At 64.2% G+C, this 22461-nt stretch carries 25 protein-coding genes and 1 pseudogene; 13 read left to right on the top strand and 13 right to left on the bottom strand.

The annotated features are described in order from the left end of the window. From RHBS_RS09515 to RHBS_RS09480, 9 genes and pseudogenes are all read right to left on the bottom strand, one after another. A partial coding sequence (locus tag RHBS_RS09515) for a cation:proton antiporter (RefSeq protein WP_145977496.1) occupies nt 1-1105 on the bottom strand: 1105 nt, incomplete at its 3' end. Nucleotides 1106-1120: 15 nt separating this feature from the next. Then, a complete protein-coding gene (locus tag RHBS_RS09510) occupies nt 1121-1321 on the bottom strand; it encodes a hypothetical protein (protein ID WP_128645442.1) in 201 nt (66 codons plus the stop codon). 145 nt (nt 1322-1466) lie between these two features. Further along, a pseudogene (locus tag RHBS_RS09505) lies at nt 1467-2500 on the bottom strand (zinc-dependent alcohol dehydrogenase family protein). Beyond that, entirely contained in the window at nt 2497-3027 is a 531-nt protein-coding gene (locus RHBS_RS30395; RefSeq protein ID WP_237669130.1) for an AAA family ATPase, read from the bottom strand. Before RHBS_RS30395 ends, RHBS_RS09505 begins: the two are co-directional and overlap by 4 nt. 125 nt (nt 3028-3152) lie before the next feature. Continuing rightward, entirely contained in the window at nt 3153-3968 is an 816-nt protein-coding gene (locus RHBS_RS30390; RefSeq protein ID WP_237669129.1) for a hypothetical protein, read from the bottom strand. 44 nt (nt 3969-4012) lie between these two features. Next, nucleotides 4013-4609 (bottom strand): hypothetical protein, encoded by a 597-nt coding sequence (locus tag RHBS_RS09495; RefSeq protein WP_128645441.1) that lies wholly within the window; start codon nt 4607-4609, stop codon nt 4013-4015. Nucleotides 4610-4727: 118 nt separating this feature from the next. After that, a complete protein-coding gene (locus RHBS_RS09490) occupies nt 4728-5603 on the bottom strand; it encodes a universal stress protein (protein ID WP_128645440.1) in 876 nt (291 codons plus the stop codon). Nucleotides 5604-5608: 5 nt separating this feature from the next. Then, the gene (locus tag RHBS_RS09485) at nt 5609-5875 is read right to left on the bottom strand and encodes a three-helix bundle dimerization domain-containing protein (RefSeq protein ID WP_128645439.1); all 267 of its coding nucleotides are present in this window, start codon (nt 5873-5875) and stop codon (nt 5609-5611) included. Then, nucleotides 5876-6517 carry a hypothetical protein gene (locus RHBS_RS09480; protein WP_128645438.1) on the bottom strand — a complete coding sequence of 214 codons (642 nt, stop codon included), beginning with the start codon at nt 6515-6517 and terminating at the stop codon, nt 5876-5878. Nucleotides 6518-6706: 189 nt separating this feature from the next. Between RHBS_RS09480 and RHBS_RS29715 the strand changes: the two genes are divergently transcribed. Then, a complete protein-coding gene (locus RHBS_RS29715; RefSeq protein ID WP_236745364.1) occupies nt 6707-8134 on the top strand; it encodes a DUF4389 domain-containing protein in 1428 nt (475 codons plus the stop codon). Here RHBS_RS29715 and RHBS_RS09470 read toward each other — a convergent pair. Then, entirely contained in the window at nt 8109-8882 is a 774-nt protein-coding gene (locus RHBS_RS09470) for a sulfite exporter TauE/SafE family protein (RefSeq protein ID WP_128645437.1), read from the bottom strand. The genes RHBS_RS29715 and RHBS_RS09470 overlap by 26 nt on opposite strands. Nucleotides 8883-9010: 128 nt before the next feature. Here RHBS_RS09470 and RHBS_RS09465 point away from each other — a divergent pair, with 128 nt between their 5' ends. From RHBS_RS09465 to RHBS_RS09455, 3 genes are all read left to right on the top strand, one after another. Continuing rightward, nucleotides 9011-10390 (top strand): rhodanese-like domain-containing protein, encoded by a 1380-nt coding sequence (locus tag RHBS_RS09465; RefSeq protein ID WP_128645443.1) that lies wholly within the window; start codon nt 9011-9013, stop codon nt 10388-10390. A gap of 281 nt (nt 10391-10671) precedes the next feature. After that, nucleotides 10672-11112, top strand: a complete 441-nt coding sequence (locus RHBS_RS09460; protein ID WP_128645436.1) for a hypothetical protein — start codon at nt 10672-10674, stop codon at nt 11110-11112. Continuing rightward, entirely contained in the window at nt 11109-11609 is a 501-nt protein-coding gene (locus RHBS_RS09455; protein WP_128645435.1) for a flavodoxin domain-containing protein, read from the top strand. Before RHBS_RS09460 ends, RHBS_RS09455 begins: the two co-directional genes overlap by 4 nt. Here RHBS_RS09455 and RHBS_RS09450 read toward each other — a convergent pair. Continuing rightward, nucleotides 11584-12036 carry a DUF1003 domain-containing protein gene (locus RHBS_RS09450; RefSeq protein WP_128645434.1) on the bottom strand — a complete coding sequence of 151 codons (453 nt, stop codon included), beginning with the start codon at nt 12034-12036 and terminating at the stop codon, nt 11584-11586. The genes RHBS_RS09455 and RHBS_RS09450 overlap by 26 nt on opposite strands. A gap of 256 nt (nt 12037-12292) precedes the next feature. On the opposite strand from RHBS_RS09450, the gene adhP reads away from it, so the two are divergent. From adhP to RHBS_RS09415, 8 genes are all read left to right on the top strand, one after another. Further along, nucleotides 12293-13303, top strand: a complete 1011-nt coding sequence (adhP, locus tag RHBS_RS09445; RefSeq protein WP_128645433.1) for an alcohol dehydrogenase AdhP — start codon at nt 12293-12295, stop codon at nt 13301-13303. Next, nucleotides 13303-14436, top strand: coding sequence for an NAD(P) transhydrogenase subunit alpha (locus RHBS_RS09440; RefSeq protein WP_128645432.1), 1134 nt, complete (start codon nt 13303-13305; stop codon nt 14434-14436). Before adhP ends, RHBS_RS09440 begins: the two co-directional genes overlap by 1 nt. Next, nucleotides 14433-14726 (top strand): NAD(P) transhydrogenase subunit alpha, encoded by a 294-nt coding sequence (locus tag RHBS_RS09435; protein WP_128645431.1) that lies wholly within the window; start codon nt 14433-14435, stop codon nt 14724-14726. Before RHBS_RS09440 ends, RHBS_RS09435 begins: the two co-directional genes overlap by 4 nt. Next, nucleotides 14723-16135, top strand: a complete 1413-nt coding sequence (locus tag RHBS_RS09430; protein ID WP_128645430.1) for an NAD(P)(+) transhydrogenase (Re/Si-specific) subunit beta — start codon at nt 14723-14725, stop codon at nt 16133-16135. Before RHBS_RS09435 ends, RHBS_RS09430 begins: the two co-directional genes overlap by 4 nt. Before the next feature lie 26 nt (nt 16136-16161). Then, complete coding sequence (locus RHBS_RS09425; protein ID WP_128645429.1) at nt 16162-17553, top strand: NAD-dependent succinate-semialdehyde dehydrogenase; 1392 nt, start codon at nt 16162-16164, stop codon at nt 17551-17553. A 118-nt stretch (nt 17554-17671) separates the two neighbouring features. Next, nucleotides 17672-18475 carry a GAF and ANTAR domain-containing protein gene (locus tag RHBS_RS09420; RefSeq protein WP_128645428.1) on the top strand — a complete coding sequence of 268 codons (804 nt, stop codon included), beginning with the start codon at nt 17672-17674 and terminating at the stop codon, nt 18473-18475. Nucleotides 18476-18625: 150 nt separating this feature from the next. Then, complete coding sequence (locus RHBS_RS29710) at nt 18626-18763, top strand: hypothetical protein (RefSeq protein ID WP_236745363.1); 138 nt, start codon at nt 18626-18628, stop codon at nt 18761-18763. Next, the gene (locus RHBS_RS09415) at nt 18751-19257 is read left to right on the top strand and encodes a hypothetical protein (RefSeq protein WP_236745362.1); all 507 of its coding nucleotides are present in this window, start codon (nt 18751-18753) and stop codon (nt 19255-19257) included. Before RHBS_RS29710 ends, RHBS_RS09415 begins: the two co-directional genes overlap by 13 nt. 412 nt (nt 19258-19669) lie before the next feature. Here the strand turns inward: RHBS_RS09415 and RHBS_RS09405 are convergent, their stop codons facing one another. Together RHBS_RS09405 and RHBS_RS09400 are read right to left on the bottom strand one after the other, a co-directional pair. Next, nucleotides 19670-20113: a universal stress protein gene (locus RHBS_RS09405; RefSeq protein WP_128645426.1), complete on the bottom strand. Its 444-nt coding sequence runs from the start codon at nt 20111-20113 to the stop codon at nt 19670-19672. After that, nucleotides 20110-20640: a flavodoxin domain-containing protein gene (locus tag RHBS_RS09400; RefSeq protein WP_128645425.1), complete on the bottom strand. Its 531-nt coding sequence runs from the start codon at nt 20638-20640 to the stop codon at nt 20110-20112. Before RHBS_RS09400 ends, RHBS_RS09405 begins: the two co-directional genes overlap by 4 nt. Nucleotides 20641-21147: 507 nt before the next feature. On the opposite strand from RHBS_RS09400, the gene RHBS_RS09395 reads away from it, so the two are divergent. Continuing rightward, a partial coding sequence (locus RHBS_RS09395) for an alpha/beta fold hydrolase (protein WP_236745361.1) occupies nt 21148-22461 on the top strand: 1314 nt, incomplete at its 3' end.

Below are 22461 nucleotides of genomic sequence, written 5' to 3'. Positions count from 1 at the left end.
TCCGCGATGCTGCGGCCGCCGCCGCGATGGTCACCAGTGCGCCGAGCACGATGGCAGGGCCCTCACCGGGAGCCAGCACGCCGCTCTGCGTGCCGAGTGTCACGGCCGAGACCGGAACACCCATCTGGGCTGCCGCGAGTATCCCGAGCCCGGCGGGCTGGCCCGTCAGACGCATCGCACCGTGCGCGGCGATGGCTCCCAATCCCAAGACGAGCCCCAGCACGATCATGTTCGGGTGACTGCCGAGGGCGCGCAAATCGAGGGATGCACCGAGCCAGACGAAATACAGTGGCCCCAGGAAACCTTCGGTGATGGCGAACAGTTGTTTCGCAAGGCGTCGCGGTTCTCCGATGGCAGCGACGGCCAGCCCGAAGCCGAAGCCGGCCAGCATTACCGATGCATGGGTGTGGACCGCCAGGGCCGCGAGGCCGAACAACAGAACCAGGTTGAGGCGCAGTTCGAGCGCGAGTTTGCGTTGGGCAGACACATGGTGCACGCGACGGCGCAGTCCTGAGACGTCGAAGTGGCGCAGGACGACGAAGATCAGGGCGGCGGCGATCAGGACCGTCGCCGATCCGAGTGCGGCGGTACCTGCCCGCTGTGGATCGATCACGAGGGGCAGCGCGACGATACAGACCGCGTCTGCCAGCGCGATCTGCGGCAGGAGGGCCATCAGGCCGGGCGCGGTCATCGTGGTCGACTCGACGATCGGCATGATGACAGCGGCCGAGGACGATGCCATCAACACCGCGTACAGGCCGAGGTGAGGTGGATCGAACGCGGCGGAGACGGCCCAGCCGAGCGCGGTTGCCAGCAGCCCGACGGTCACCGCCCGCGCAGTTCCGACCCCGAGACCGATACGCAGTCGCGGGTCGCGAATCGGTATCTGACTGCCGGCCACGAACATGACGAGCGCAAACCCCACCTGCGCCAGGAAGCTCAGCGTCTGCTCGCTGGGGTCGACGATGCCGAAGCCTGTGTGGCCGAGAGCAATTCCGGCGACGAGTTCGCCGACGACGACGGGTATCCGAAGCCCGCGCGGAAGCGCCAGCAGTGGGCCGAGCAATCCCACTGCGGCACACAGGGCGAGCGTCTCGAAGGTCATGCGCCCGCTCCGACGTCAAGCAGAGTTCAGCATGGTTCGTCGACTCGACGGCAGTGCCGACGCAACGAGGTCGCAAGGGTGCAGCGCCCCCTGCTCGTCCATCATCACCTGTATTCGACATTCGACCACCCGCAGTTGTGCAGCCAGTGGGCTGCACATGAGCGCACGCTCGTAGTCCGCACTGGTGGAACGAAATTCGGTTCCGAGATCGATCATGTCTTCGTCTCCTCGAACGTGGGAGCTTGATGTCGACGAGTTCAAGGACGACAGTCCTGAGCGTACGACGACACACGCGCCGTGCCGCCGGCACAAAGGCTCTCTTTTCGAGGACACTCGGCCCTTTTTCCGTCTCATCGCCGGCTCAAATCACGACAACTGCGGCACCGGCGAACCGGCCGTGCCGTAGATCGCGCAGTGCATCCGGTACGTGCGCGAACGAGTACTCCGTGGTCTCGACCTTCAGATGGATTCGACCGCAGATCTCGAGGAACGCTCGTGCATTCTCCCTTGTGTTCGCTTCGACACTGCGCACACGCTTTTCGTGGAACAGGTGTCGCTGGTAGTTCAGCGCCGGGACGTCGGTCATGTATATACCGGCCAGGACGACGGTGCCGCCCGGGACCAGTGCCTCGAGTGCCGCCGGAACTATCTCGCCGATCGGAGCGAACACGATGGCTGCGTCCAGCTGTTGTGGTGGCGCGGCGAAAGTGTCCTGCGCGGAATCGAGACCGAGAGACAGGGCGAACTCGCGAGCAACAGGATCCCTGGTCATCACGTGCACTGTGGCACCGGCCGAGCGAGCGAGCTGCGCCACGATATGCGCGCTGCCACCGAACCCGTAGAGCCCGAGTACGCCGTGCACGGGGAGCTCGGCGAGCATCAGTGCTCGGTAGCCGATGATGCCTGCGCACAACAGGGGCGCGAGTTCGGCCGTGCGGTATCCGTCCGGCAACGCGAGAGCATAATCAGCAGGAACGACCGCCCACTCTGCGAACCCTCCGTCGTGATCCCAACCGGTGTAACGGGATTCGGCACACAGATTCTCCTTCCCAGCGGTGCAGAACGAGCAGGTGCACACGTGTGCCGAAGCCACGGAACCCCTACTCGATCTCCGACACGGAAGGCTGTAGAAGAATTCGGTCCGATGCCGGCTACGACCCCCACGATCTCGTGTCCGGGAACGACGTTCGGTGCGTGTACCGGAAGATCGCCCTCGACGACGTGCAGATCCGTCCGGCACACCCCGCAGGCCTGCACCGAGACCAACAATTCTCCCGGTGCGGGAACCGGACGACGTTCGTCGCGCAGACGCAGTGGACTGCCGTCGACTGAGCCCGGAACCGTGGTGCGCCAGACCTTTCCACGTTCTTCCGTATCGGCGATCGAATGGGTCATGAGGTGAACACCGCGGCAAGCGAGTCGGCAATCGTCCCGGAGGTGTCGATGACGGTTGCACTCGGCCACGGGCATCGGTTACCGGCCATGGCGTCGTACACGGCCTGCGAAGCGTCCGATGCGCCGCGCGGACGCGTCGCAATGCGTTCGAGGGCAGTGTGTTCGGACGTTCGGCACTCGAACTCGACGACATCGCTGTGGGTTCCGGCGGCAAGTACGTGCGCCTGCTCGCGCGACGCCTCGTCGTTCCACGAGGCGTCGATGACGACAGAGCGGCCCATCGTGACCTGCTTGTGCGCACGGTGCATCAATTCGGCATAGGTGGTCGCCGTTCTCTCGGCCGTGTAGAGCCCGCGTCCGACTGCCGACGGATGAGGAGACCGTGGATCGAGCCCCGCGATCTCCTTGCGCACCACGTCGCTCGACAGCACCACGGCGCCGGTACGTTCCGCGAGTGCTGCTGACACCGTGCTCTTCCCGGTGCCGGGCAGGCCACCCACCAGAGTGACGGTGATCGCCGACGACACAAGGTGGTCCAGCGCGAGCCGCAGGTGGGCGAGCGCGTCGGTCTGCGAGGCCGGATGACCCTGATGGAAGCGAAGGCAGGCGACCTTCGAGCGAACGGTTGCGCGGTAGGCGATGTAATGATCGATCAGAGAGCAGGGAGGATCGTCCTCGGTCGCCTCGAGGTACGACGCACGAAGCGTCGCCCCGCATCGGGACGACCCTGGAATTCGAGATCCATTGCCAAGCAAGCGACATCGTCGATTCCGTCGAGAAAACGAAGTCGGTCGTCGAAGTCGAGACAGTCCAGGATTCGGGGGCCGTCCGGCAGGCAGAAGATGTCGTCCGAGAGAAGGTCGCCGTGCCCGTCGACTATGCGGCCTCGCGAAATCCTATGGTCGAAGAGGGCAGCGCGGCCGGCGACGAAGCGTGAGGAAAGCCATTCGAGTCGTTCGACGAGTTCGGGGTCGACGACGCCGTCGGCGAGGACGCGCAGTTCGCGAATGTTGTTGCGCCACCGCTCGTCCAGAGCACTCTGTCGGCCCTCGTCGTCGATGCGGGTACTTCGAGGACTGTTCTGGTGGGTGACCGCGACAGTCCGCGCGACGAGGTCGACGACGGTGCCGATATCGTCGCCTGCGCCGGCGCGAATGGACAGTCGAGTGGAGTCGGGGAGACGTCGCATCTTCAACAGTGGTTCGGCGGGCCCGCCGTCCGGATCGGTGAGCTCGGCGATACCGAGATAGACATCGGGCGCGAATCGCGAATTGAGCACGAACTCGCGGTCACATGCGGTCCATCGGGAGTCCACGGTTCGAAAGTCGAGAAAGTCCGTCTCGATCGGCTTCTTCATCTTGTAGGCGACATCGCCGAGCAGAAATACATAAGCACTGTGCGTTTCGTGGACCTCTGCGGTGTTGACGACCGCCGGACCTGTTCGGTCGCAATCTACGACTGCAGGCATGGTGCATCCTTCGAATGGTGTTGGGGAGAACAAGATCGACGGCGCTACCGCGAGGGGTGATCGCGCTCCTGTAGAAAGTGGTGCCAGTCTCTGTCCCACTGCCGCATTCGTGAACGTTCGCCGGCCCTGGTGGTGAGATAGACCAGACCGCCGACGACGAATGCACCGAGAAGCCACACGAACACGGCCATGGCGGTTCCGTTGACGACTGCACCGGCAGCAGTCTCGGGAGCGCGTACGAGATTGCCGTCCGCGTCGCGCCAGATCGGAACCGTCTCACCGATGCGTATGTGCGACGGAACCCGGGTCGATTCGGAGCGGACTGACCCGTCGGGTGCGCTCCACTGCACGGTCGCGGTACCGCTGGCGGGCCTGATGCCGTCCGTCTCGGACCGCTCGGTCTTGACGGAGTCGACCACTCGAGCATCGATCCGAACGTATTCTGCACGTTGCCGTTGCGAGCGCAGCGACAGGTCGCTGTAGGTCACCGAACCGATCGTCGCTGCCACAGGGATCAGGAACATGAGCACCGCGATCCCGACGGCGAATGCCGCTCGTTCGATCCTGTCCGGCAGCCGCATCAGTGGATTGGAGATCCACGGACTGTGTCGCCACCACCGGTGTGCTGGTTCCGAGAACATTGCCGTCACCTACTCCCACCCGAAGTGCATTCGTCTTCCACGAGTCTCCGGCGTCGAGCAGTGGATCCGTAAGGGCACAAGGTCCCGATGAGGCGGGGGCTGTCGGCAGTTCCAGGACTCAACGCACCACGAGAATCGGACAGCACGATGCATGCACGAGAGACTGTCCGACCGACCCGGTGAGCGGACCCGTCCATGGTCCGTGGCCGCGGCTGCCGATCACGAGAAGGTGTGCGGTAGCCGATGCTAGTCGGAGCTCGTGCTGCGCCGAGGCGTCGAGCAGGTGCAGATGTATGTCGACGGTGGCATGCGCGGACGCAACAGGATCGACGCGACCTTTCAGCCACTCGAGCGCTCGGATCTGTTCCAGCTCGGTATCGTTCGTCGCAGGACGACGATGGGGCGATCCGACGTGCAGCGCGGTGAGGGGGACCTCGAGCGCATCGGCGAACCAGAAGGCCGCTTCGATCGCCCGGGTGCAGGAGTCGGAATGATCCACGCCGACGACAACCGGAGAGGTCGGCGCGAGGTCTGCGTGCTGGGGGCGCCACACCAGGACCGGGCACGCGGATTCTGCAACGATGCGAGTTGCGTTGCGGCCGAACAGGACATCGCGGATCGGGCCCGATTCACGGCCTCCGATGACGATCAGGTCGGCAGTGTGCGACAGTGCGCCGAGAACGGGGGCGATCGGGTCGTCCGTCAGAATCGAATCGATTGCGATGCGGGGATCGAGACCGGAGAGTTCACGGCGAGCCGATCGAAGAAGGCGTCGACCGTGCAGTCGCTCCAACGACCGGGTCGATTCGCGGGGTGTGAGTGCGTGCACGAGCCGAATGCGTGCCCCGGTGACAGAGGCCAGGCCTGCGGCCCAGGACAGTGCGTCGCGGGACTTCTGGGTGCCGTCGAGGGCGACGACGATGTCACCCCAGTCCTTCTTCGCCCAGAACCCGAGAGCCGAGCCTGCTGGAGATTCGGCTACGTGCTTCGTCACCGTGCTCACCGTGATCGGCCTGTCAGCTGCGGCAGGGTCCGACGCATCTCGGCCGACAGGCGCTCGAGCAGGACTCGGGCACGATTGGCAGTCAACGGAAACAAGTGACCACGCAACCGTGCGGTCGAGTCCAATCGGTCGTACGTGGTGCGAACCGAATCGTCGACGGCTGCGCGCGTCAGATCGGGGTACCTCGCGGCAAGCATCGTGGCGATGGATTCCAGCTCACCGGTCGTGTTCATTGTGGTCGGCCCTGCGTCGGCGATGGTCATTCAACTCTCCCGGTGGTGGTCGTCGGTTCGGTGTTGTCGAAGGCTCCTGCGACGACTCCGGCAGTCCAGCCGGGGGGCGGCGCCGTGCAGCGGTGGGTGGATCGACGCAGCGTCGATTCCGCTGCGCATCAGTACCCACGCCACGACGGAGTTGGAGTTCCACATCTCGCCTGTTCGACGTTCGTCCCGGCCCCAGATCAACTCGGGCACCGCACCGACTGCGGCGAGTGCGCGTCGGCACGATGGTGCGTCGGTGGCCAGGCGACGCGGGCTGTCGACGGCCTCGCCTATGTCGGCGATCGTGCCGTTCTTCCAACAGTGCACCTCGTATCGGCCGATCTCGTAGCGTTTTGCCAACCGCACCCCGACGGGTCCCTCGACGACGACGCCACGATCGACCGATGGCACATTCCACACAGGAGTCATCTCGACCACGTACCGGTTCGGCGGCAGATGAACCACGAGCGCGGAGTGGTACAGGTCGTGGGTGGTACGCCGTTCGATCAACGCACTCGCCCCTTCGAATACGCGGCCGTTCCATTTGACCGAGCGTCCGCCTGCGCCGAGAGGTAGCCAGAACAGATCGAGACCGACCGTCTCACTTCGATCGTGCCAGTGCGCTGGGGTCGATGGTGTCTGCACGGATACCTCGCGATCGTGGACGGGGAGCGTTCCTCCTTCGAGGGTGCCCGGCGCGTTTCGTGCGATATAGGGCCTTTTGTCGACGAGCTCGTTACCGAAGGCCCCTCTGTCCTCTGATGCGGCCTCGTAGCGTCGTCCACGCTGCCCGATGACCCCACCGCACGAGCTGTACCGACCGAAGGGCCCGTCATGGGAACAAACAGAGTTTTCGCACTCGTCATCGGCTGTGTGGTCTCACTCGTCGCTTTCGCTGTGCTCGGCGTCGGCGTACTCCTGCTCTTCGGCTATGTCGCGCAGGACGACGAGGGGCGAATCAGTTTGCCGACCGCACCATTGACGACGGCTTCGAGCGCGCTCGTGTCCGACGATGTCTCCCTTGTCGATTCGATCGACCCGCAGGTGTCGGACAGGGTGACGGTCTCGGTCCGAGTCACGTCGTCCGATCCCGCGCGCGAGGTGCTGATCGGGATCGCTCCCACCGCTGATGTCCGTGACTACCTTCGCGGTGTGCCGCACACCGTGGTCACCGATGTCGAGTTCTCCCCCTTCCGGGCTCGATACGACACCGTCGCCGGAAGCGACACCGCTGCTTCGCCGCTGGATCAGTCGTGGTGGTCGGCCCGTGCGAGCGGCACGGGGACAACACAACTGGAGTGGAAGCCGCAGGGCGGCTCGTGGACGATCGTCGTCATGAATACCGACGGTAGCGCCGGCGTCGACGTGGACGTGAGCGCAGGTGTTCGAGTGCAGTCACTCGGACCGGTAGCAGCATCCGTGCTCGCAGCGTCGGCGATCCTTCTGGTGCTCGGCGTCGGATCCATCGTGTTCGGCGCGGCCGGGCTCGGCAGGCGGGCGGCGTCCGAGACGGTATCGGAATCGGAGCCAGTCGAAGAACCTCACGCCCTGCTCAGCGCTGCCGAACAGTCTCGATATCCGGTGGTGCTCACCGGCGCACGCCCCGAGTCACTGTCCCGAGGACTGTGGCTCGTGAAATGGATTCTGGCACTGCCGCACTACATCGTGTTGATCTTCCTCATGGCAGGCTTCTTCGTCACCACCTTCATCGCTGGGCTGGCGATCCTGTTCACCGGGAAGTATCCGCGTGGTTTGTTCCACTTCAACGTGGGCGTTCTCCGATGGGTGTGGCGTGTGCAGTTCTACTCGTACTCCGCGCTGGGGACCGACCGCTACCCACCGTTCACGCTGCACCGCACCGACCATCCGGCTGAGCTGACAGTCGAATACCCCGAAAAGCTGTCGCGTGGAACAGTATTGGTGAAGTGGTGGCTGCTGGCGATACCGCACTACCTTGTGCTCTCCCTGCTGGCCGGCGGCTGGTATGCCGGCTTCCGCTTGGCCGGTAGCGGGGACGCGGGCCCCACTGGTCAGCCGTATCTGTTCGGCTCCGTCCTCGGTGTGCTCGTCCTCATCGCCGGAATCGCGCTTCTGTTCACCGGTCGCTATCCACGAGGCCTGTTCGACCTGGTGCTCGGCATCAACCGGTGGGTGTTTCGCGTCGCGGCCTATGCGGCTCTGATGACCGACGAATACCCACCGTTCCGGCTCGACATGGGGCCGGACGACGGCGAGGTCAGCTCAGAAAAGCCGCGTCGATGACGACGTACCCGGCCACGGCGAACACCAGGTAGGCGAACAGGCGTTGGAGCCGAGCGGTATCGACCCGACTTCCGAAGTGCGCGGCCACCAGGGAGCCGACGATCGCGGTGCCCGCGAAGGCAAGGGTGATCGACCAGTCGATGGTCGTGCCGCTCAGATGTGAGAACAATCCGGCGACGGAGTTTGCGACGATGATGACCAACGAGGTGCCGACGGCGACCGACATCTCTATGCCGAGCATCAGCACCAGTACCGGAATGATGAGGAAGCCGCCTCCGACGCCGAACAGCCCGGTCATGAATCCGACGGCAAGGCCGGCCGGAATCGAACGTGGTGCGCAGCGTCTCCAGTTGATGCCCGATGTCGATGTCTTGCAGGCTGTTCCGATATCTCCCCGCTCGGCGAGCATCCGCGCTCCTGCGGCAACCATCACGGCGGCGAAGCCGAGCAGCAAGATCCTCTCCGGAAGCAACCGGCCGAGTGCGCTGCCGGCGAAGGTCGCTGGAATTCCGGTCGCAGCGAACACGGCCGCCAGTCGCCATTCGACTCGGTGGGCTCGCAGCTTCGGTATCACTCCCACCGCGGAGGCGGTACCGACGACGATCAGCGAGACGGGGATCGCTTCCTCCACGCCGAAGCCCAGGGCGAACACCAACACCGGGACCGCAAGAATGGATCCGCCTCCACCGAGTAGGCCGAGGAGAATCCCGATCACAGCGCCGAACCCGAGCGCCAGCCCCAATGTCATCGTGTGTTCGCTCCAATCGATGGTGCCAATATATACCCCAGGGGGTACTTGACATACCCTAGGGGGTATTAGACACTGTGTCTACCACCCCGCGAAATTCGCCCGGAGACAGCCAGATGGAGGAAATCATGATCCTCGAGCAGTACTACCTCGAATGTCTTTCCCACGCTTCGTATCTGATCGGAGATCAGAGCACGGGGCGCGCGATCGTCGTCGATCCGCGTCGCGACATCGCCGAGTATCTCGACGACGCCGCCAAGTACGGACTCACCATCGAAGGGGTCGTCAACACTCACTTCCATGCCGACTTCGTCTCGGGCCACCTCGAACTGGTCGACGCGACCGGTGCCTGGATCGGATTCGGCGAGGCCGCCGAGACCGACTACCCGATACGGCGACTGCGCGACGGGGAGCGGTTGTCCCTCGGCGAGGTCGAACTCGAGATCCTGTCCACTCCCGGTCACACCTGGGAGTCCATCTCGGTGCTCGTTCGGGAGCACCCCGGGGCCACCCCTACGGCCGTGCTCACCGGTGATTCTCTGTTCATCGGAGATGTCGGACGACCGGACTTGGTCAATCTCGGGGACGGGTCCACCACAGACCTGGCTCGTGCGATGTATTCGACGATTCACGAGAAGCTGTTGACGCTGCCCGACGACGTCGTCGTCATGCCCGCCCACGGTGCAGGATCGTCCTGTGGAAAGAACCTGTCCACCGAGCTGACCTCGACTATCGGGGAGCAGCGGGCCACCAATCCATCGGTGCAACCGATGACCGAGGACGCCTTCGTTGCGCTCGTCACCGACGGTCAACCGGCGGCACCGTCGTACTTTTCCGCCGACGCCGCCATGAACAAGCAGGTGCACCCACTGCTGTCTCCGAGCCGCACGATCCCTGCGCTGACACCCGAGGCAGCGAAGGCCGAGCTGGTTTCCGGCACACGAGTGCTCGACGCACGAAGTGTGGACGACTTCGCTGCCGGCCATCTGCGCGGATCGATCAACGTGGGGTTCGACGGTCGCTTCGCCGAAACCGGCGGCATGGTCGCGGAGGTCGGTGGCCGCATCGTGCTCATCGCATATCCGGGCGAAGAGCAGGAGGCAGCACTGCGGTTGGCCCGCATCGGATCCGACAACGTGACCGGATACCTCGGAATCGGCCATGACGGTGCGTTTCCAACCGAGCTCGCGACATTGGTCGTGGCGGCACCGCGCACGACGGTCGAGCAGCTCGACGTGATGCTCGCCGCGGACGAGGTGACGCTCATCGACATTCGTAACCCGGGTGAGCGCGACTTCGGCACGATACCGGGAGCGATCCCGATCCCGCTGGCACAGTTGCGGACTCGCCTCGATCAGGTGCCGACCGGTAAACCGATCGTGATGCACTGCGCCGGAGGATGGCGCTCGAGCGTGGCGGCGTCGCTGCTGCGCGCTCAGGGATTCGACGACGTCTCGGACCTGCTGGGTGGATACAACGCCTGGGCCGACGCTCACGTCCCGGCCTGACTTTCGACCGACTCTTACCAGGAGGATTCTCATGTGTTACCCCGTCACCTGCAAGAAATGCCACAAGACCGGATGGGGCGGTTGCGGCAAACATGTCGACTCCGTCATGCGTACGGTTGCCGCAGCCGACCGCTGCACCTGCAGTGAGGATTCGACTCCGCCCACGAAGGAGCGTCGAAGCATGCGGTCGTTGTTCGGTCGCTGAGACCTGATTCAGGTGGTCGAGTGGCAAGTACTTTGTGCTCTAGTGCAATTGATCACCTGACGGTCACACTGAAACGATGATATCGACAACGCGGCTGGCCACGGAACGCACTCGACGCTGGCCGTGGCTCGGTGCAGTCTGCGGAGGTGTATCGATCAACGCGTTCGGTGCCGCGATCGGATTGGCCTCGGGTGCAATCGATCTGAGTCCCGATGTACAGGCACGGTTGCCCATGTCCAGCACCGCACTCGCTGCACTCGTACTGATGCTGTTCGTCGGGATTCCGATGGGGCTTGCTGCAGCGTCTGCTTTCGCCGGCGGCGGAAGGTCGGGTCCGATGGCTCACATCGCCGGCGTTCTCCTGGTTGCCTGGATCCTCGTGCAACCGTTGGTGACCGGCGAAACAAGTTGGCTACAAGGATCGTTCGGGGTACTCGGGTTCGTCATTGCGGTCCGCGGATGGCGGATGACGGTGGCTGCGGGTAGGTCCGCGTACCTGCTGTCGGACGAGACATGAGAATACTCGTCTCCACCGCAGGTCGCCACGGAGCGACGGACACTCTGGGCGAGGAAATGGCTCGAGTCTTCGAGCACGATGGCGTCGACGTCGACATCCGTGTCCCGGAATCGGTGACCCACGTGGACGGCTACGACGCGGTGATCATCGGAAGCGCCGTCTACTCCGATCGCTGGGTTCCGGCCGCGAAGGCTCTGGTCGACAGGATGTCCAGGTCCGAACATCCACCCGTGTGGTTGTTCTCCTGTGGGCCGCTGCACTCGAGCGACCGGCCGGTCAACGTCACCTCCGACGCGGCACACGCAGTATCGGTGCTGCACGCCATCGCACACCGAACGTTTCCCGGAAAGCTGGATTGCGAAAAGCTTTCGGAGGGGGAGCGTCAGATCTTCGAAAACTCCGGTGCGGTCGCAGGAGACTTCCGCGACTGGGTACTCGTGTGCAACTGGGCCCGAGAGATCCTTGCCTGTCTCACGGCTGCGACACCGGGCTCGTGACCTTCTGAGACATGCGTGCACCGACACGCTGAGCGGACGGGCAGACGTGTTCGTGGATCTCCGCCGCCAATTGAGCTACCGATTCGGTCAAGACGGTATTGGCCTCGATCATGTCTTGCAACATTGCGGTGTTCGAAAGTGTATGCACAGCAACCTCACTGCTCACCGAGTCCGCGCGTTTCGCCGAGATCAGCAGAATCGCTCCCTGGAGTCCCGCGATCATCGACAGGAACAGGTTGAGCAGGATGAACGGGTACGGGTCGAATCCGTCGTTCTGGTTGTAGGCGGCCCACAGTGCCATGGTGCCCAGGAACAGGAAGACGAAGGGCCAGGAGCCCATTCCGTTTCGGACATAATCCGCCGCCCGCTCACCGGTGGTCAGGGCATCGCCGGTTCGGACGCCCGGGTGTCTTCGCCACAGGTTCATTGCTCGCAGGTGTTCGATCGGGAGTGTGCAGCAGTTTCCATGCTGCCGAGTGTGATCCAGGTCGTCGACGAGTGCCAGGGACGAAAGCCCTTGCTCCTCGGGCCTTTCTGCTCCTGACCTGCAGGTTCGGGATACGTCCCGAACCTGCGGTGACTTCCGGCCCTACACGCTCGGTGCCGCAGCGCCGACCATCGACAGTGTGCATTGCTCGATGGTCGAGAACGGCATTGGTTTCGATAGTTGGAGGAAATCCACGATGAAAGCTGCTGTTGTCACCGAGTTCGGCGGACCCCTGGTCGTCAAGGACATCCCGATCCCGACGCCCGCACCCGAGCAGGTGCTGGTGAAGATGGAGACGTGCGGGGTCTGTCATACCGATATTCATGCTGCGCAGGGGGATTGGCCGGCCAAGCCGACCCTGCCGTTCGTTCCCGGGCACGAGGGCGTCGGAGTGATCGAAGCGGTCGGATCCCAGGTATCGAAGGATCGAATCGGTGAGCGGGTCGCCATCGCGTGGCTCGGTTCGGCGTGCGGCGAATGTGATCACTGTGTGTCCGGTTGGGAGACACTGTGCGAGAAGCAGCAGAACAGCGGCTACTCCGTCGACGGGGCGTACGCCGAATACGCTGTGGCCCATGCGAAATATGTCGTCCGCGTACCCGACAGCGTCTCCTCGTTCGACGCTGCTCCGCTGACCTGTGCCGGCGTCACCACCTACAAGGCCGTCAAGGTCGGTGGCGTCACACCGGCTCAGCGCGTGGCCATCTTCGGCGTCGGCGGACTGGGGCATATGGCCGTGCAGTACGCCAAGATCGCGGGCGGATTCGTCACCGCCGTCGACATCGAGGACGAGAAGCTCGAACTCGCTCGTGAACTCGGTGCCGATCACACCGTCAACTCGTCGAAGGTCGATCCGGTGGAGGCCATCCAGGATCTCGGCGGAGCCGACGTCGCGATAGTCCTGGCCGTCATCCCCAGCGTGTTCGATCAGGCATTCCGGTCCTTGCGCCGCGGCGGTCGGCTGGTGTGCGTCTCGATGCCCGCGCACGGTGTGTTCCCGGTCCCGATCTTCGAGACGGTGGTCGGCGGTATCTCCGTCCTCGGTTCGATCGTCGGTACCCGAAAAGACCTGCGTGAGGTGTTCGCACTGCACGAGGCCGGGCGAACCACGGTATCTGCCGTGTCGCGCAAGTTGGACGAGGTCAACGAGTGCTTCGACGACCTCATGGGTGGCCGCGTCACCGCTCGTCAGGTCTTCGAGTTCTGATGTCGACATCGTCGGTCACTGTGGGCGCGCTCGTCGAGCGCGCTCCCGGTGAGCACCGTGTCAGCGTTACCCCGAACTCGATCGCTCGGCTCGACGCACGTGGCGTGCACGTGCTGGTGGAGGCGGGCGCGGGAGCCGGATCCTGGATATCCGACGCCGAATTCGAGACCGCCGGGGCCGAGATCGCCTCGACAACACACATCATCGACACCGCAGACGCCATCACCTGCGTCGGTACGCCTCCCGCGGACGTCCTCGCGTCGCTGCGTCCCGGTCAGTTTCTCGTCGGGCTGCTGCACACCGCCACCGACCCCGATCTGATTCGGTCGATGTCCGCGCAGTCGGTCGTCGGCATCGACCTCGCACTGCTCCCCAGAACGCTGAGCAACGCCCAGTCCATGGACGCCATGACCTCGCAGGACAGCGTCGCCGGATACAAGGCCGTGATCGTCGCGGCAGGGGCCTTCGGGCGGTACTTCCCGATGATGATCACCGCGGCCGGGACGTTCCGGCCGACCCGACTGCTGGTGCTCGGAGCAGGCATCGCCGGATTGCAGGCCATCGCCACGGCTCGACGGCTCGGTGCCGACGTGTCCGGTTACGACATCAGGGCCGAATGTCGCTCGCAGATAGAGTCTCTCGGAGCGCGATTCGTCGAGCTCGGAAGCACAGTGGCCGGCGCGAGCTCCAACGGATCCGCGCGCACGGTCACCGCCGACGAGGCGACCGTTCAGCAGAACGGCGTGAACAGTGCGTTGGCGGCCTTCGACGTCGTGATCACCACGGCTCGGGTGCCGGGGCATCGTCCGCCCGTCCTGGTCACTGCCCGCGCGGTGCAGCAGATGCGCTCGGGTTCGGTGGTTCTGGACATGGCGGCGAGTGAACTCGGCGGAAACGTCGAGGGCTCGATCGACAACACGACGACGCAGTCCTCGAACGGGGTGACGGTGATCGGTGCCGGTTCTCTCGCCTCGACTATGCCGTCTGCCGCATCGGAAGCGTACGGACGCAACATCTCCGACGTCCTGATCCACTTCGTTCGGGACCATGTTCTGCGCGTCGACAGTGCCGATCCCATCGATGCCGCCGTGGTGCTCTCGCCACAGGTCGCCGTAGCCGGGATCGCCTCGTGAACGCCGATCTGATCGACGCGATCACGGTCTTCGTACTGGCCATCGCGGTCGGCGCCGAAGTGATCAGCAAGGTACCGGCCACGCTGCACACGCCGTTGATGTCGGGTGCCAACGCAATTCACGGTGTGGTGCTCGTCGGTGTCGTGCTCGTCGCGGGCCGAGTCGACAGCATTCTCGGTCTGGTGCTGATGGGTGCCGCAGCGATGTTGGCCTCGATCAATGTGGTCGGCGGGTACATCGTCACCGATCGCATGCTCGGAATGTTCCACCACGAAAAGAGTGCCTCGTGACGAACCTCGATTCGGGTGTGCGGTCGCTGCTGTATCTGATCTGTGCCGTGGCCTTCGTGCTCGGGCTGCATCTGATGAACTCCCCACGAACGGCACGGCGAGGCAACGCCATCTCCGCAGCCGGAATGGGCTGCGCGGTGGCCATCGCCTTTGTCGGCGCCGCACTCGACGGATTCGAGCAAGCTGCGGCGGTGGTGGTACTCATCGCCGCCGTCGCCACCGGATCACTCGTCGGTCTGTGGACAGGCAGACGAGTGCAGATGACGTCGATGCCGCAATTGGTCAGTGCATTCAACATGGTGGGCGGCGGCGCAGCAGCATTGATCGCTGTCGGAGAAGCACTGCGCGCAGGCCCGAGTACAGCGGTCGGGACGGCAGTGACCACTGCGGTGGGAGTGCTGATCGGCTCCATGACGGTGACGGGCTCGCTGATCGCGGCAGGAAAGCTGCAGGGGTTCGTCTCCGGCAACCCGATCCGTCTGCCAGCTCACCGGCTGTGGGAGTCGGTGGCCGTTCTGATCGCTCTGACGGCAGTGGTCTGGTCGATCGCTGTGCCGGATGGAGTTGCGCCACTACTGGTTCTGCTGGCGTCGGCGCTTGCCGTCGGCATTCTCGTGGTGCTGCCGATCGGTGGAGCAGACATGCCGGTGGTGATCTCCTTGCTCAACGCCTGCACAGGAATTGCTGTGGCCATGGCCGGATTCGCCTTGAGCAGCCCGATCATGATCATCGCCGGAGCATTGGTCGGTTCCGCAGGAACGATCCTCAGCATCCTGATGGGTGCCGCCATGAACCGATCGATCATCTCGATAGTCGTCGGTGGGTTCGGGACAGCAGCGGCAGGCGTCGTCGACGTAGCCGGTGGTGCGGGGGCTGCGGTGCGCGAAACCACCGCCGACGATGTCGCCATCCAACTCGCCTACGCGCACAAGGTGATCATCGTCCCCGGATACGGGCTCGCTGCGGCCCGCGCTCAACGCGAATGTGCCGACCTCGGTGCACTTCTCGTGGAGCGAGGCATCGACGTCAGTTATGCGATCCATCCGGTGGCCGGCCGTATGCCGGGCCAGATGAACGTGCTGCTCGCCGAAGCCAACGTGCCCTACGACCTGCTCGACGACATGGACGCGAGCAATCCCGGCTTTCCTCTTGCGGACGTCGCACTCGTGGTCGGTGCGAACGATGTCACCAACCCCGCCGCCCGTCGGCCGGGTAACGCGATCTCGGGAATGCCGATTCTCGACGTCGACAAGGCGAAGAGTGTCGTCGTTCTGAAGAGGTCGATGGGCCACGGATACGCAGGAATCGACAACGAGCTCTACCTCCAACCACAGACCACCATGCTGTTCGGCGATGCCGAACAGTCTCTGCTGCAACTTCTCTCAGCAATCAAAACCCTCGTCGCCTGACGGGGAACTTCACGGCAGGAGCCGACATGTCCTACGCATCGACCAACCCCTTCACCAACCGGACCGTGGCCACGTTCCGTGACATCACCGACCACGAACTGGACAACGTGGTGGTCCAGGCTCAATCGACATTCGACTCGTGGAAGAACGTCCCCTTCGCCGAACGGACGCACATCATGAGGCGAGCAGCCGTGCTGCTCCGGGACAATGCCCGCGAGTACGCTCACCTGCTCACCCTGGAAATGGGAAAGCTGTTCTCCGAGAGCCTCGGTGAAGTCGAGCTGTCCGCGTCCATTCTCGAGTACTACGCCGACAACGCCGAGGCCTTCCTCGCTCCTCGCACTCTGCCGTCGGCACCGGGCGAGACCGGCACCGCAGTGGTGCACAGCGAGCCGCTGGGAATCCTGCTCGGCATCCAGCCATGGAATTTTCCCTACTACCAGCTGGCCCGCGTCGCCGGACCGAACCTGATGGCGGGCAACGTCGTCATCGTCAAACATGCCTCCATCGTTCCCCAGTCGGCTGCCGCGTTCGAGAAGCTCTTCCTCGACGCCGGTGCGCCGAAAGGTTTGTACTCCAACGTCTATGCGACGAAGGAACAGCTCTCGTCGTTGATCGACGATCCCCGCGTGCGCGGCGTCGCGCTGACCGGAAGCGAACAGGCCGGTGCGATCGTCGCGGCGCGGGCCGGCAAGAACCTGAAGAAATCGACGATGGAGCTCGGCGGCACCGATGCCTTGATCGTCCTGGCCGACGCCGACATGGACAAGACCGTGCAGTGGGCACTGTGGGGACGGATGAACAACGGCGGACAGTGCTGCGTGGCGTCCAAGCGCATCATCGTCGAGGAGAGTGTGGCCGACGAGTTCACCGCGAAATTCATCGACGCGATGGCCGGCCTGAATGCTGGAGATCCCCTACTGGTGACGACGACTCTGCCGCCGATGTCGTCGCAGAGCGCTGCCGACAACCTGCGTGCGCAGGCGAAGATCGCCCGGGAGCACGGTGCCATCGTCACCGAGGTGGGCGCTCCCGTGCCCTCGACCGGTGCCTTCATTCAGCCCACGGTGATCACCCAGGTGTCCTCGGACAACCCGGCGTACGACATGGAGTTCTTCGGCCCCGTCGCGCTGATCTTCCGAGCCGACGACGCCGAGGACGCCGTGCGGATAGCCAACGACTCGAGCTACGGGCTCGGCGGTTCCATCTTCACCGCCGATATCGAACGCGGCCAGGCCCTCGCTCAGAAGATCGACACAGGCATGGTCTTCGTCAATCACCCGACCTGGACGCGGGCAGACCTTCCGTTCGGCGGCGTCAAGAAGTCCGGTTACGGTCACGAGCTGTCCTCGTCGGGCATAGAGGAATTCGTCAACAAGAAACTGATCAACACCGTCCCCATCGACGCTCCCGCCTGAGCGTCGGGCCAGGTCGGATCACCGGTGGATGTTCCCGCGCAGTTCCATACGCCGTAGGGTTCCCAGTGAGCAGGCACGTGCTCGATCAGCGCGTGTGCTCACAACGAATCGAGCAGCGATGAATGCAGGGCACCCCGGTGATCCGGATCGGGCGAACTCCGTCCCAGGTCACACCGGCTCCGAGCAAGCTGTGACCGACGAGTTCGACGACGACTTCGCCGCAGCCTTGGCCGGGCTCGGCCGGTTGGCGATGAGCACGATGTCGCTAACGGAAACCTTGTCGCACGTCGCAGAGTTCGCGGTGCGTGCCATACCGGGAGCCGATGGAGCCGGGTTGACGCTGCTGCATCCCGGTCTGCCCGCCACCATCGTGGCCAGCGAAGACTTCGTTCGTGTCGTCGACGACATCCAGTACGGACTGGGCCAGGGCCCGTGCATCACCGCGGCGAAAGAGGGGATCACCGTGCGGTCGGGTTCACTCGACGCCGATCCGCAGTGGCCCGAGTTCGGGCCGCGAGTGGGTGAGTTGGGTGTGCACAGCGTGTTGTCGCTGCCGTTGATCACCAAGTCGGTGGTCCTCGGCGCAATGAACGTCTATGCGCACAAACCGGATGCCTTCGACGATCGTGCGGCCGAGCTGGGTGAGCTCTTCTCGGTACCCGCGGCAATCTCGGCGCAGAATGCCCGTGCGCTGGACAGCGCGGTGCAGCTGACCCAGCAGCTCGAAAAGGCATTGGGCAGTAGAGCGGTGATCGACCAGGCCATCGGCATACTGATCAGTAGAACCGGATGCAGTGACGCCGAGGGGTACGACAAGCTTCGGGACATCAGTCAGACCGAGCACAAGAAAATCGCTGTAGTGGCACAATCCATGGTCGCCGAGGCGATGAAGGTGGCACGCGCGCGTCGCCGACGCACATAGACCGGACCAAAGCGCGTAGCGTCGTACACGCGGGTGCATTCGAGGCATGGACTCCGACTTTGGCCTCGCACCTGCACCGGGCGATGGAGATCCATCGTGGCAGGATTTACGGAAGAATCGAACAGGCGGTCGGGCCGCACGGGATTCTCGATGAAACTGCAGCCTCGTCTGCTCGCCGATCTGGCGCGATTGACCACAGCACTCGACAGCTCCACCGTCGACCTCGCAGACTGGTGGACCGACTGTCCGCGGATATCGACGCGGCCGTATCGGCCGTGGTCTCGATAACCCTCACAGTGGTCGTCGACGGTGAGTACTTCGAGGTGTCGGCATCGACGGGAAACAGTGCCGACCACGAGCCGGCCTCGTCGCTCGAACTCACTCTCTCCGACCCGTGGAGCACCGGTACCGAGAAGTATCTGCTCATTCTGTCCGGCACGGCAGGCGCTCTCGTGGATTTCGCCGCCGACGTGAGCTACTCGCTCGGGCTCGGCGGCGACTCCGCAGTTCTCGATCGGTACCTGCGCAGCGCAGACGAAGGCAGATCCGCCCACGCTCTCGCGGCCGTGAGCGAAGTGAATCAGGCGATCGGCGTGCTCATCGCGGGTGGGCGCAGCGCGGCCGAAGGCCGTGCAGAACTGCACCGATTGGCCGCCCAATCAGGAACGCCGACAGCGAAGTGGCCCGGCGGACCCTGCGGGACGCGCGAGGATGGTTTCCTCCGCAGGGATCCTGACCGGACCGTTCGGGGGTGGGCACTCAGCGGAATCGATGCTCGATGACGCTGCGCGGCAACTGCAGTGGCTGGGGTACGCCACGAGAACTCTGTTCCCGTCCGGGTCGCAGCCATCGACATAGCTGACCCCGTCGGATGTGTGAATGTACGTGGCCGGGTAGTGCGTGCGCAGCCGAGTCCCGATCTCGTTGAGTGACTCGGCGCGTTGGGCAGACCACATGATTTCGCTGACTCCCAGAGCTGTCACCGCTCGTGGCACCGACAGTGGGTCCGCGTGCAAATAGATTTGAAAGCCGTTCCGAGCCAACAACAGTGCAGCGTCCGCTTCTCGAATGGAGACAGTGAACTCGAACACAGAGCAGTAGAAGTCGATCGACCTGTCGAGTTCCCGAACCCTGATCAGCGCCGATGCCACGGCCACCGTCGCGATGTGCGACGGTGTGGGCACGGCGGCCCCGCTAGTGATGATCCCTCGAATGAACCACGAGCACCGGGCAGTGGGCATGTTCGGCGCACTGCGAGCTGACAGAACCGAGAAGCAGTCCGACGAAGCCGCCGTGACCGCGGCTTCCGACAACGAGAATCTCGGCGTCGTGGCTGGCTTCGAGTAGAACCTTCGCCGCAGAACCCTGCCTCGCCAGCTGTTTCAGACCTGCGGGGAGATCGGGGCCGAATGCAGCAGCCGTAGCCTCGGCGAGAATTGTCTCAGCGTTCTTCGCGGGCTCGACCTCGATGACATAGCCGGTGTCCATGTACGGCTGGTATTGCCAGACATGGATTGCTTCCAGCGTGGTCGACAAGGCAGCGGCCAAATGCTGCGCACGTTGCAGGGCAAGGATCGAGGAAGGTGATCCATCGACCCCCACCACAATCGGGCGGCCGGTCGGCTCGGTAGCGGTCATGAAGATCGGCCTTTCTCGGGTGAGGGCACCAGTCGTTCGGTGAGGATGCCGTTGATGTCTTCGGCCCATCGGGCAACATCTGCGGGTGATCTGCTGTCGCCGTCCGCAGCCTTGATCAGCCGAACGACCGCACGCTCGAAGCGTGACAACTTCGAGTGGTCCAGTTTTCCTCCGAACACGCGATGCTCGATCGCCCAGGCGGCTTTCGTCTCCTTCGGCTGAGTTTCGGCCGGGGTACTGCTGTCCACCGGACCGCTCGAGAACAGCCACACCGGCATGGTCTCCAGTTCGGCCTGTTCCCTGGTGATCAGTGAGCGTGCGTCTCGGAGCCATCGGCCCATGTAGACGCCGCTGCCGATGATCGCGGCGTCGTACTCGACAATGCTGTCGACGTCGGAGGCATCACGAACATCGACCGTCGTCGCGCCGTCGACGCTGGACAGTTCGTGCGAGAGGTTCGAGCCCAGCCACCGCCCGATTTCTCGGGTGGCACCGTGGCGGCTTGCTGTTGCGATCAGGATTCGCATGTGGACGTCCTGTCAGTGGTGGTTCGGGTTCGGTTGAATCGCAGTGCAAGGCCATCCATCTGTGTCAGGTACTGCACTCGATCCAAGTCGCCGCGCGCATATCGCGCGGCGAACAGTTCTTCCAACGTGTTGGGTCCGGCACTGTCGAGTGAAGGAACGAGAATCATGCCGGGTGGTCCTTGTCGTGGAGGGAGACTGCTCGATGATCACTCTGCGCTGCGGGTCCGCCGCCGAGTAGGGACTTACGACCCACAGGGACGGCCGAAGGTGATCGACATGTCGGGTCCGCGGCGTGGACTCCGAACGCGCTCCACTCGAGTTCGTAGAAAAGGACCTTCGGCAGCGGTGCGGGGGCATCCGACCGTGGCCCGGAGGCAGTCACAACACGCACGCTGGTGGCGTGCGCAGTTCCGACGGTCTGCCGCACCCGGCTACGAGGAGACCTGTTGACCATGGACCTGAAGCACATCACTCGCGTAGTTCTCGTTACGGCAGTGAGTAGCTGACATGCGCATCGTCATTGCTGTCGGTGCAAACGCGTTGCTGCACAGCGACGAGTGCTCCGGCTCCGCCGAACAACTTACGCATGTCCGTTCTGCGGCAATCGCTCTCGCTCCCATCGTTCGCGAACACGAGGTCGTCATCTGTCTCGGTAACGGACCTCAGATGGGTCGACTCGCCCGGGAGAGCAGCGTGCACGCGGCATTGGTGCGGCCCTACCCGCTGGATGCAGTCGGTGCTCAGAGCCAGGGCATGATCGGTTACTGGCTCTCGCAGGCCTTGCGCAACGCGGGCATCGTGAAACCCATCGTCAACCTGACCACGCAGGTACTCGTGGATCCGGACGATGTTGCGTTCTCCGATCCGACCACGTTCGTCGGGGCCGTCTACACCGAGTCCGAGGCCCGCGCCGCGGTGGACGAGCACGGTTGGTCCATCGCACCCGACGCCACAGGGTGGCGTCGAACAGTACCGTCGCCCAGCCCGATTCGCGTGATCGAGCAGGAATCGATCACGCGCTTGGTCCAGGCCGGGTCCGTCGTGATCGGTGGCGGCGGAGGCGGTGCCCCTGTCGTCGAGGCAGCGAGTGGACAGCTCCGCGGGGTCGATGCGGTCATCGACAAGGACCTGACCGCGACGCTGATCGCCCTCGATTGCGGTGCCGATCGTCTGCTGATTCTCACCGACGTGCGGCTGTCGTCGATCACTTCGGAACCGCGCAGGCCGAGCCGCTGGGTGACGTCTATGTCGACGAACTCGACCCCGCAGCCTTCGCGGCCGGGTCGATGTGCCCGAAAGTGCAGGCCTGCAGCACCTTCGCCTGGGCGACCGGGCACTTGGCATCCATCGGTGCGCTCGACGATGCGCAGAACGTGCTCGACGGGATCTCGGGCACCACGGTTCTCGATCGTCGAGCCGACGACATCGAAGCCGGACGGCGGGCTGTATGAGCCCGGGGAAACGCCGATGACCGTCCTGGTCCCGACCGGCGACGGCCGTAACCTCGAAGTGCTCGATACCGGCCCCGTGGACGCCTTTCCTCTCGTCTATCACCACGGCACCCCGCAGGGCGCGGTTCCCTTCCCGACCCTCGAACGCGCCGCTGCGGCGCAGGGATTGAGGGTCATCTCCTACTCGCGGCCGGGATACGGAGCGTCCTCGCCGCGCCCGGACGGTGCGACCACCGCCCAGGTCGCCGACGACGCCGCCGACACCGCAACGGTGTTGGACCACTTCGGTATCGGCAAGTTTCTCACGATCGGCTGGTCGGGCGGCGGGCCGCGTGCATTGGCCTGTGCGGCGATGCTGCCCGGGCGGTGC

It is taken from the genome of Rhodococcus sp. BS-15 (genome assembly GCF_000813105.1).
Classification (GTDB): Bacteria; Actinomycetota; Actinomycetes; order Mycobacteriales; family Mycobacteriaceae; genus Rhodococcoides.
This window is presented reverse-complemented; position numbering and strand designations above follow the sequence as displayed.

What these genes read in the sequence shown, in the direction of transcription:
- RHBS_RS30390 (WP_237669129.1), bottom strand. Translation starts at nt 3,968, where the DNA reads ATGCCTGCAGTCGTAGATTGCGACCGAACAGGTCCGGCGGTCGTCAAC.
- RHBS_RS09420 (WP_128645428.1), top strand. Translation starts at nt 17,672, where the DNA reads ATGAATGCAGGGCACCCCGGTGATCCGGATCGGGCGAACTCCGTCCCA.
- RHBS_RS09485 (WP_128645439.1), bottom strand. Translation starts at nt 5,875, where the DNA reads ATGACCATCGCCGACGCAGGGCCGACCACAATGAACACGACCGGTGAG.
- RHBS_RS09455 (WP_128645435.1), top strand. Translation starts at nt 11,109, where the DNA reads ATGAGAATACTCGTCTCCACCGCAGGTCGCCACGGAGCGACGGACACT.
- RHBS_RS09405 (WP_128645426.1), bottom strand. Translation starts at nt 20,113, where the DNA reads ATGACCGCTACCGAGCCGACCGGCCGCCCGATTGTGGTGGGGGTCGAT.
- RHBS_RS29710 (WP_236745363.1), top strand. Translation starts at nt 18,626, where the DNA reads ATGAAACTGCAGCCTCGTCTGCTCGCCGATCTGGCGCGATTGACCACA.
- adhP (WP_128645433.1), top strand. Translation starts at nt 12,293, where the DNA reads ATGAAAGCTGCTGTTGTCACCGAGTTCGGCGGACCCCTGGTCGTCAAG.
- RHBS_RS09465 (WP_128645443.1), top strand. Translation starts at nt 9,011, where the DNA reads ATGATCCTCGAGCAGTACTACCTCGAATGTCTTTCCCACGCTTCGTAT.
- RHBS_RS09400 (WP_128645425.1), bottom strand. Translation starts at nt 20,640, where the DNA reads ATGCGAATCCTGATCGCAACAGCAAGCCGCCACGGTGCCACCCGAGAA.
- RHBS_RS29715 (WP_236745364.1), top strand. Translation starts at nt 6,707, where the DNA reads ATGGGAACAAACAGAGTTTTCGCACTCGTCATCGGCTGTGTGGTCTCA.
- RHBS_RS09450 (WP_128645434.1), bottom strand. Translation starts at nt 12,036, where the DNA reads ATGAACCTGTGGCGAAGACACCCGGGCGTCCGAACCGGCGATGCCCTG.
- RHBS_RS09460 (WP_128645436.1), top strand. Translation starts at nt 10,672, where the DNA reads ATGATATCGACAACGCGGCTGGCCACGGAACGCACTCGACGCTGGCCG.
- RHBS_RS09425 (WP_128645429.1), top strand. Translation starts at nt 16,162, where the DNA reads ATGTCCTACGCATCGACCAACCCCTTCACCAACCGGACCGTGGCCACG.
- RHBS_RS09495 (WP_128645441.1), bottom strand. Translation starts at nt 4,609, where the DNA reads ATGTTCTCGGAACCAGCACACCGGTGGTGGCGACACAGTCCGTGGATC.
- RHBS_RS09470 (WP_128645437.1), bottom strand. Translation starts at nt 8,882, where the DNA reads ATGACATTGGGGCTGGCGCTCGGGTTCGGCGCTGTGATCGGGATTCTC.
- RHBS_RS09440 (WP_128645432.1), top strand. Translation starts at nt 13,303, where the DNA reads ATGTCGACATCGTCGGTCACTGTGGGCGCGCTCGTCGAGCGCGCTCCC.
- RHBS_RS09510 (WP_128645442.1), bottom strand. Translation starts at nt 1,321, where the DNA reads ATGATCGATCTCGGAACCGAATTTCGTTCCACCAGTGCGGACTACGAG.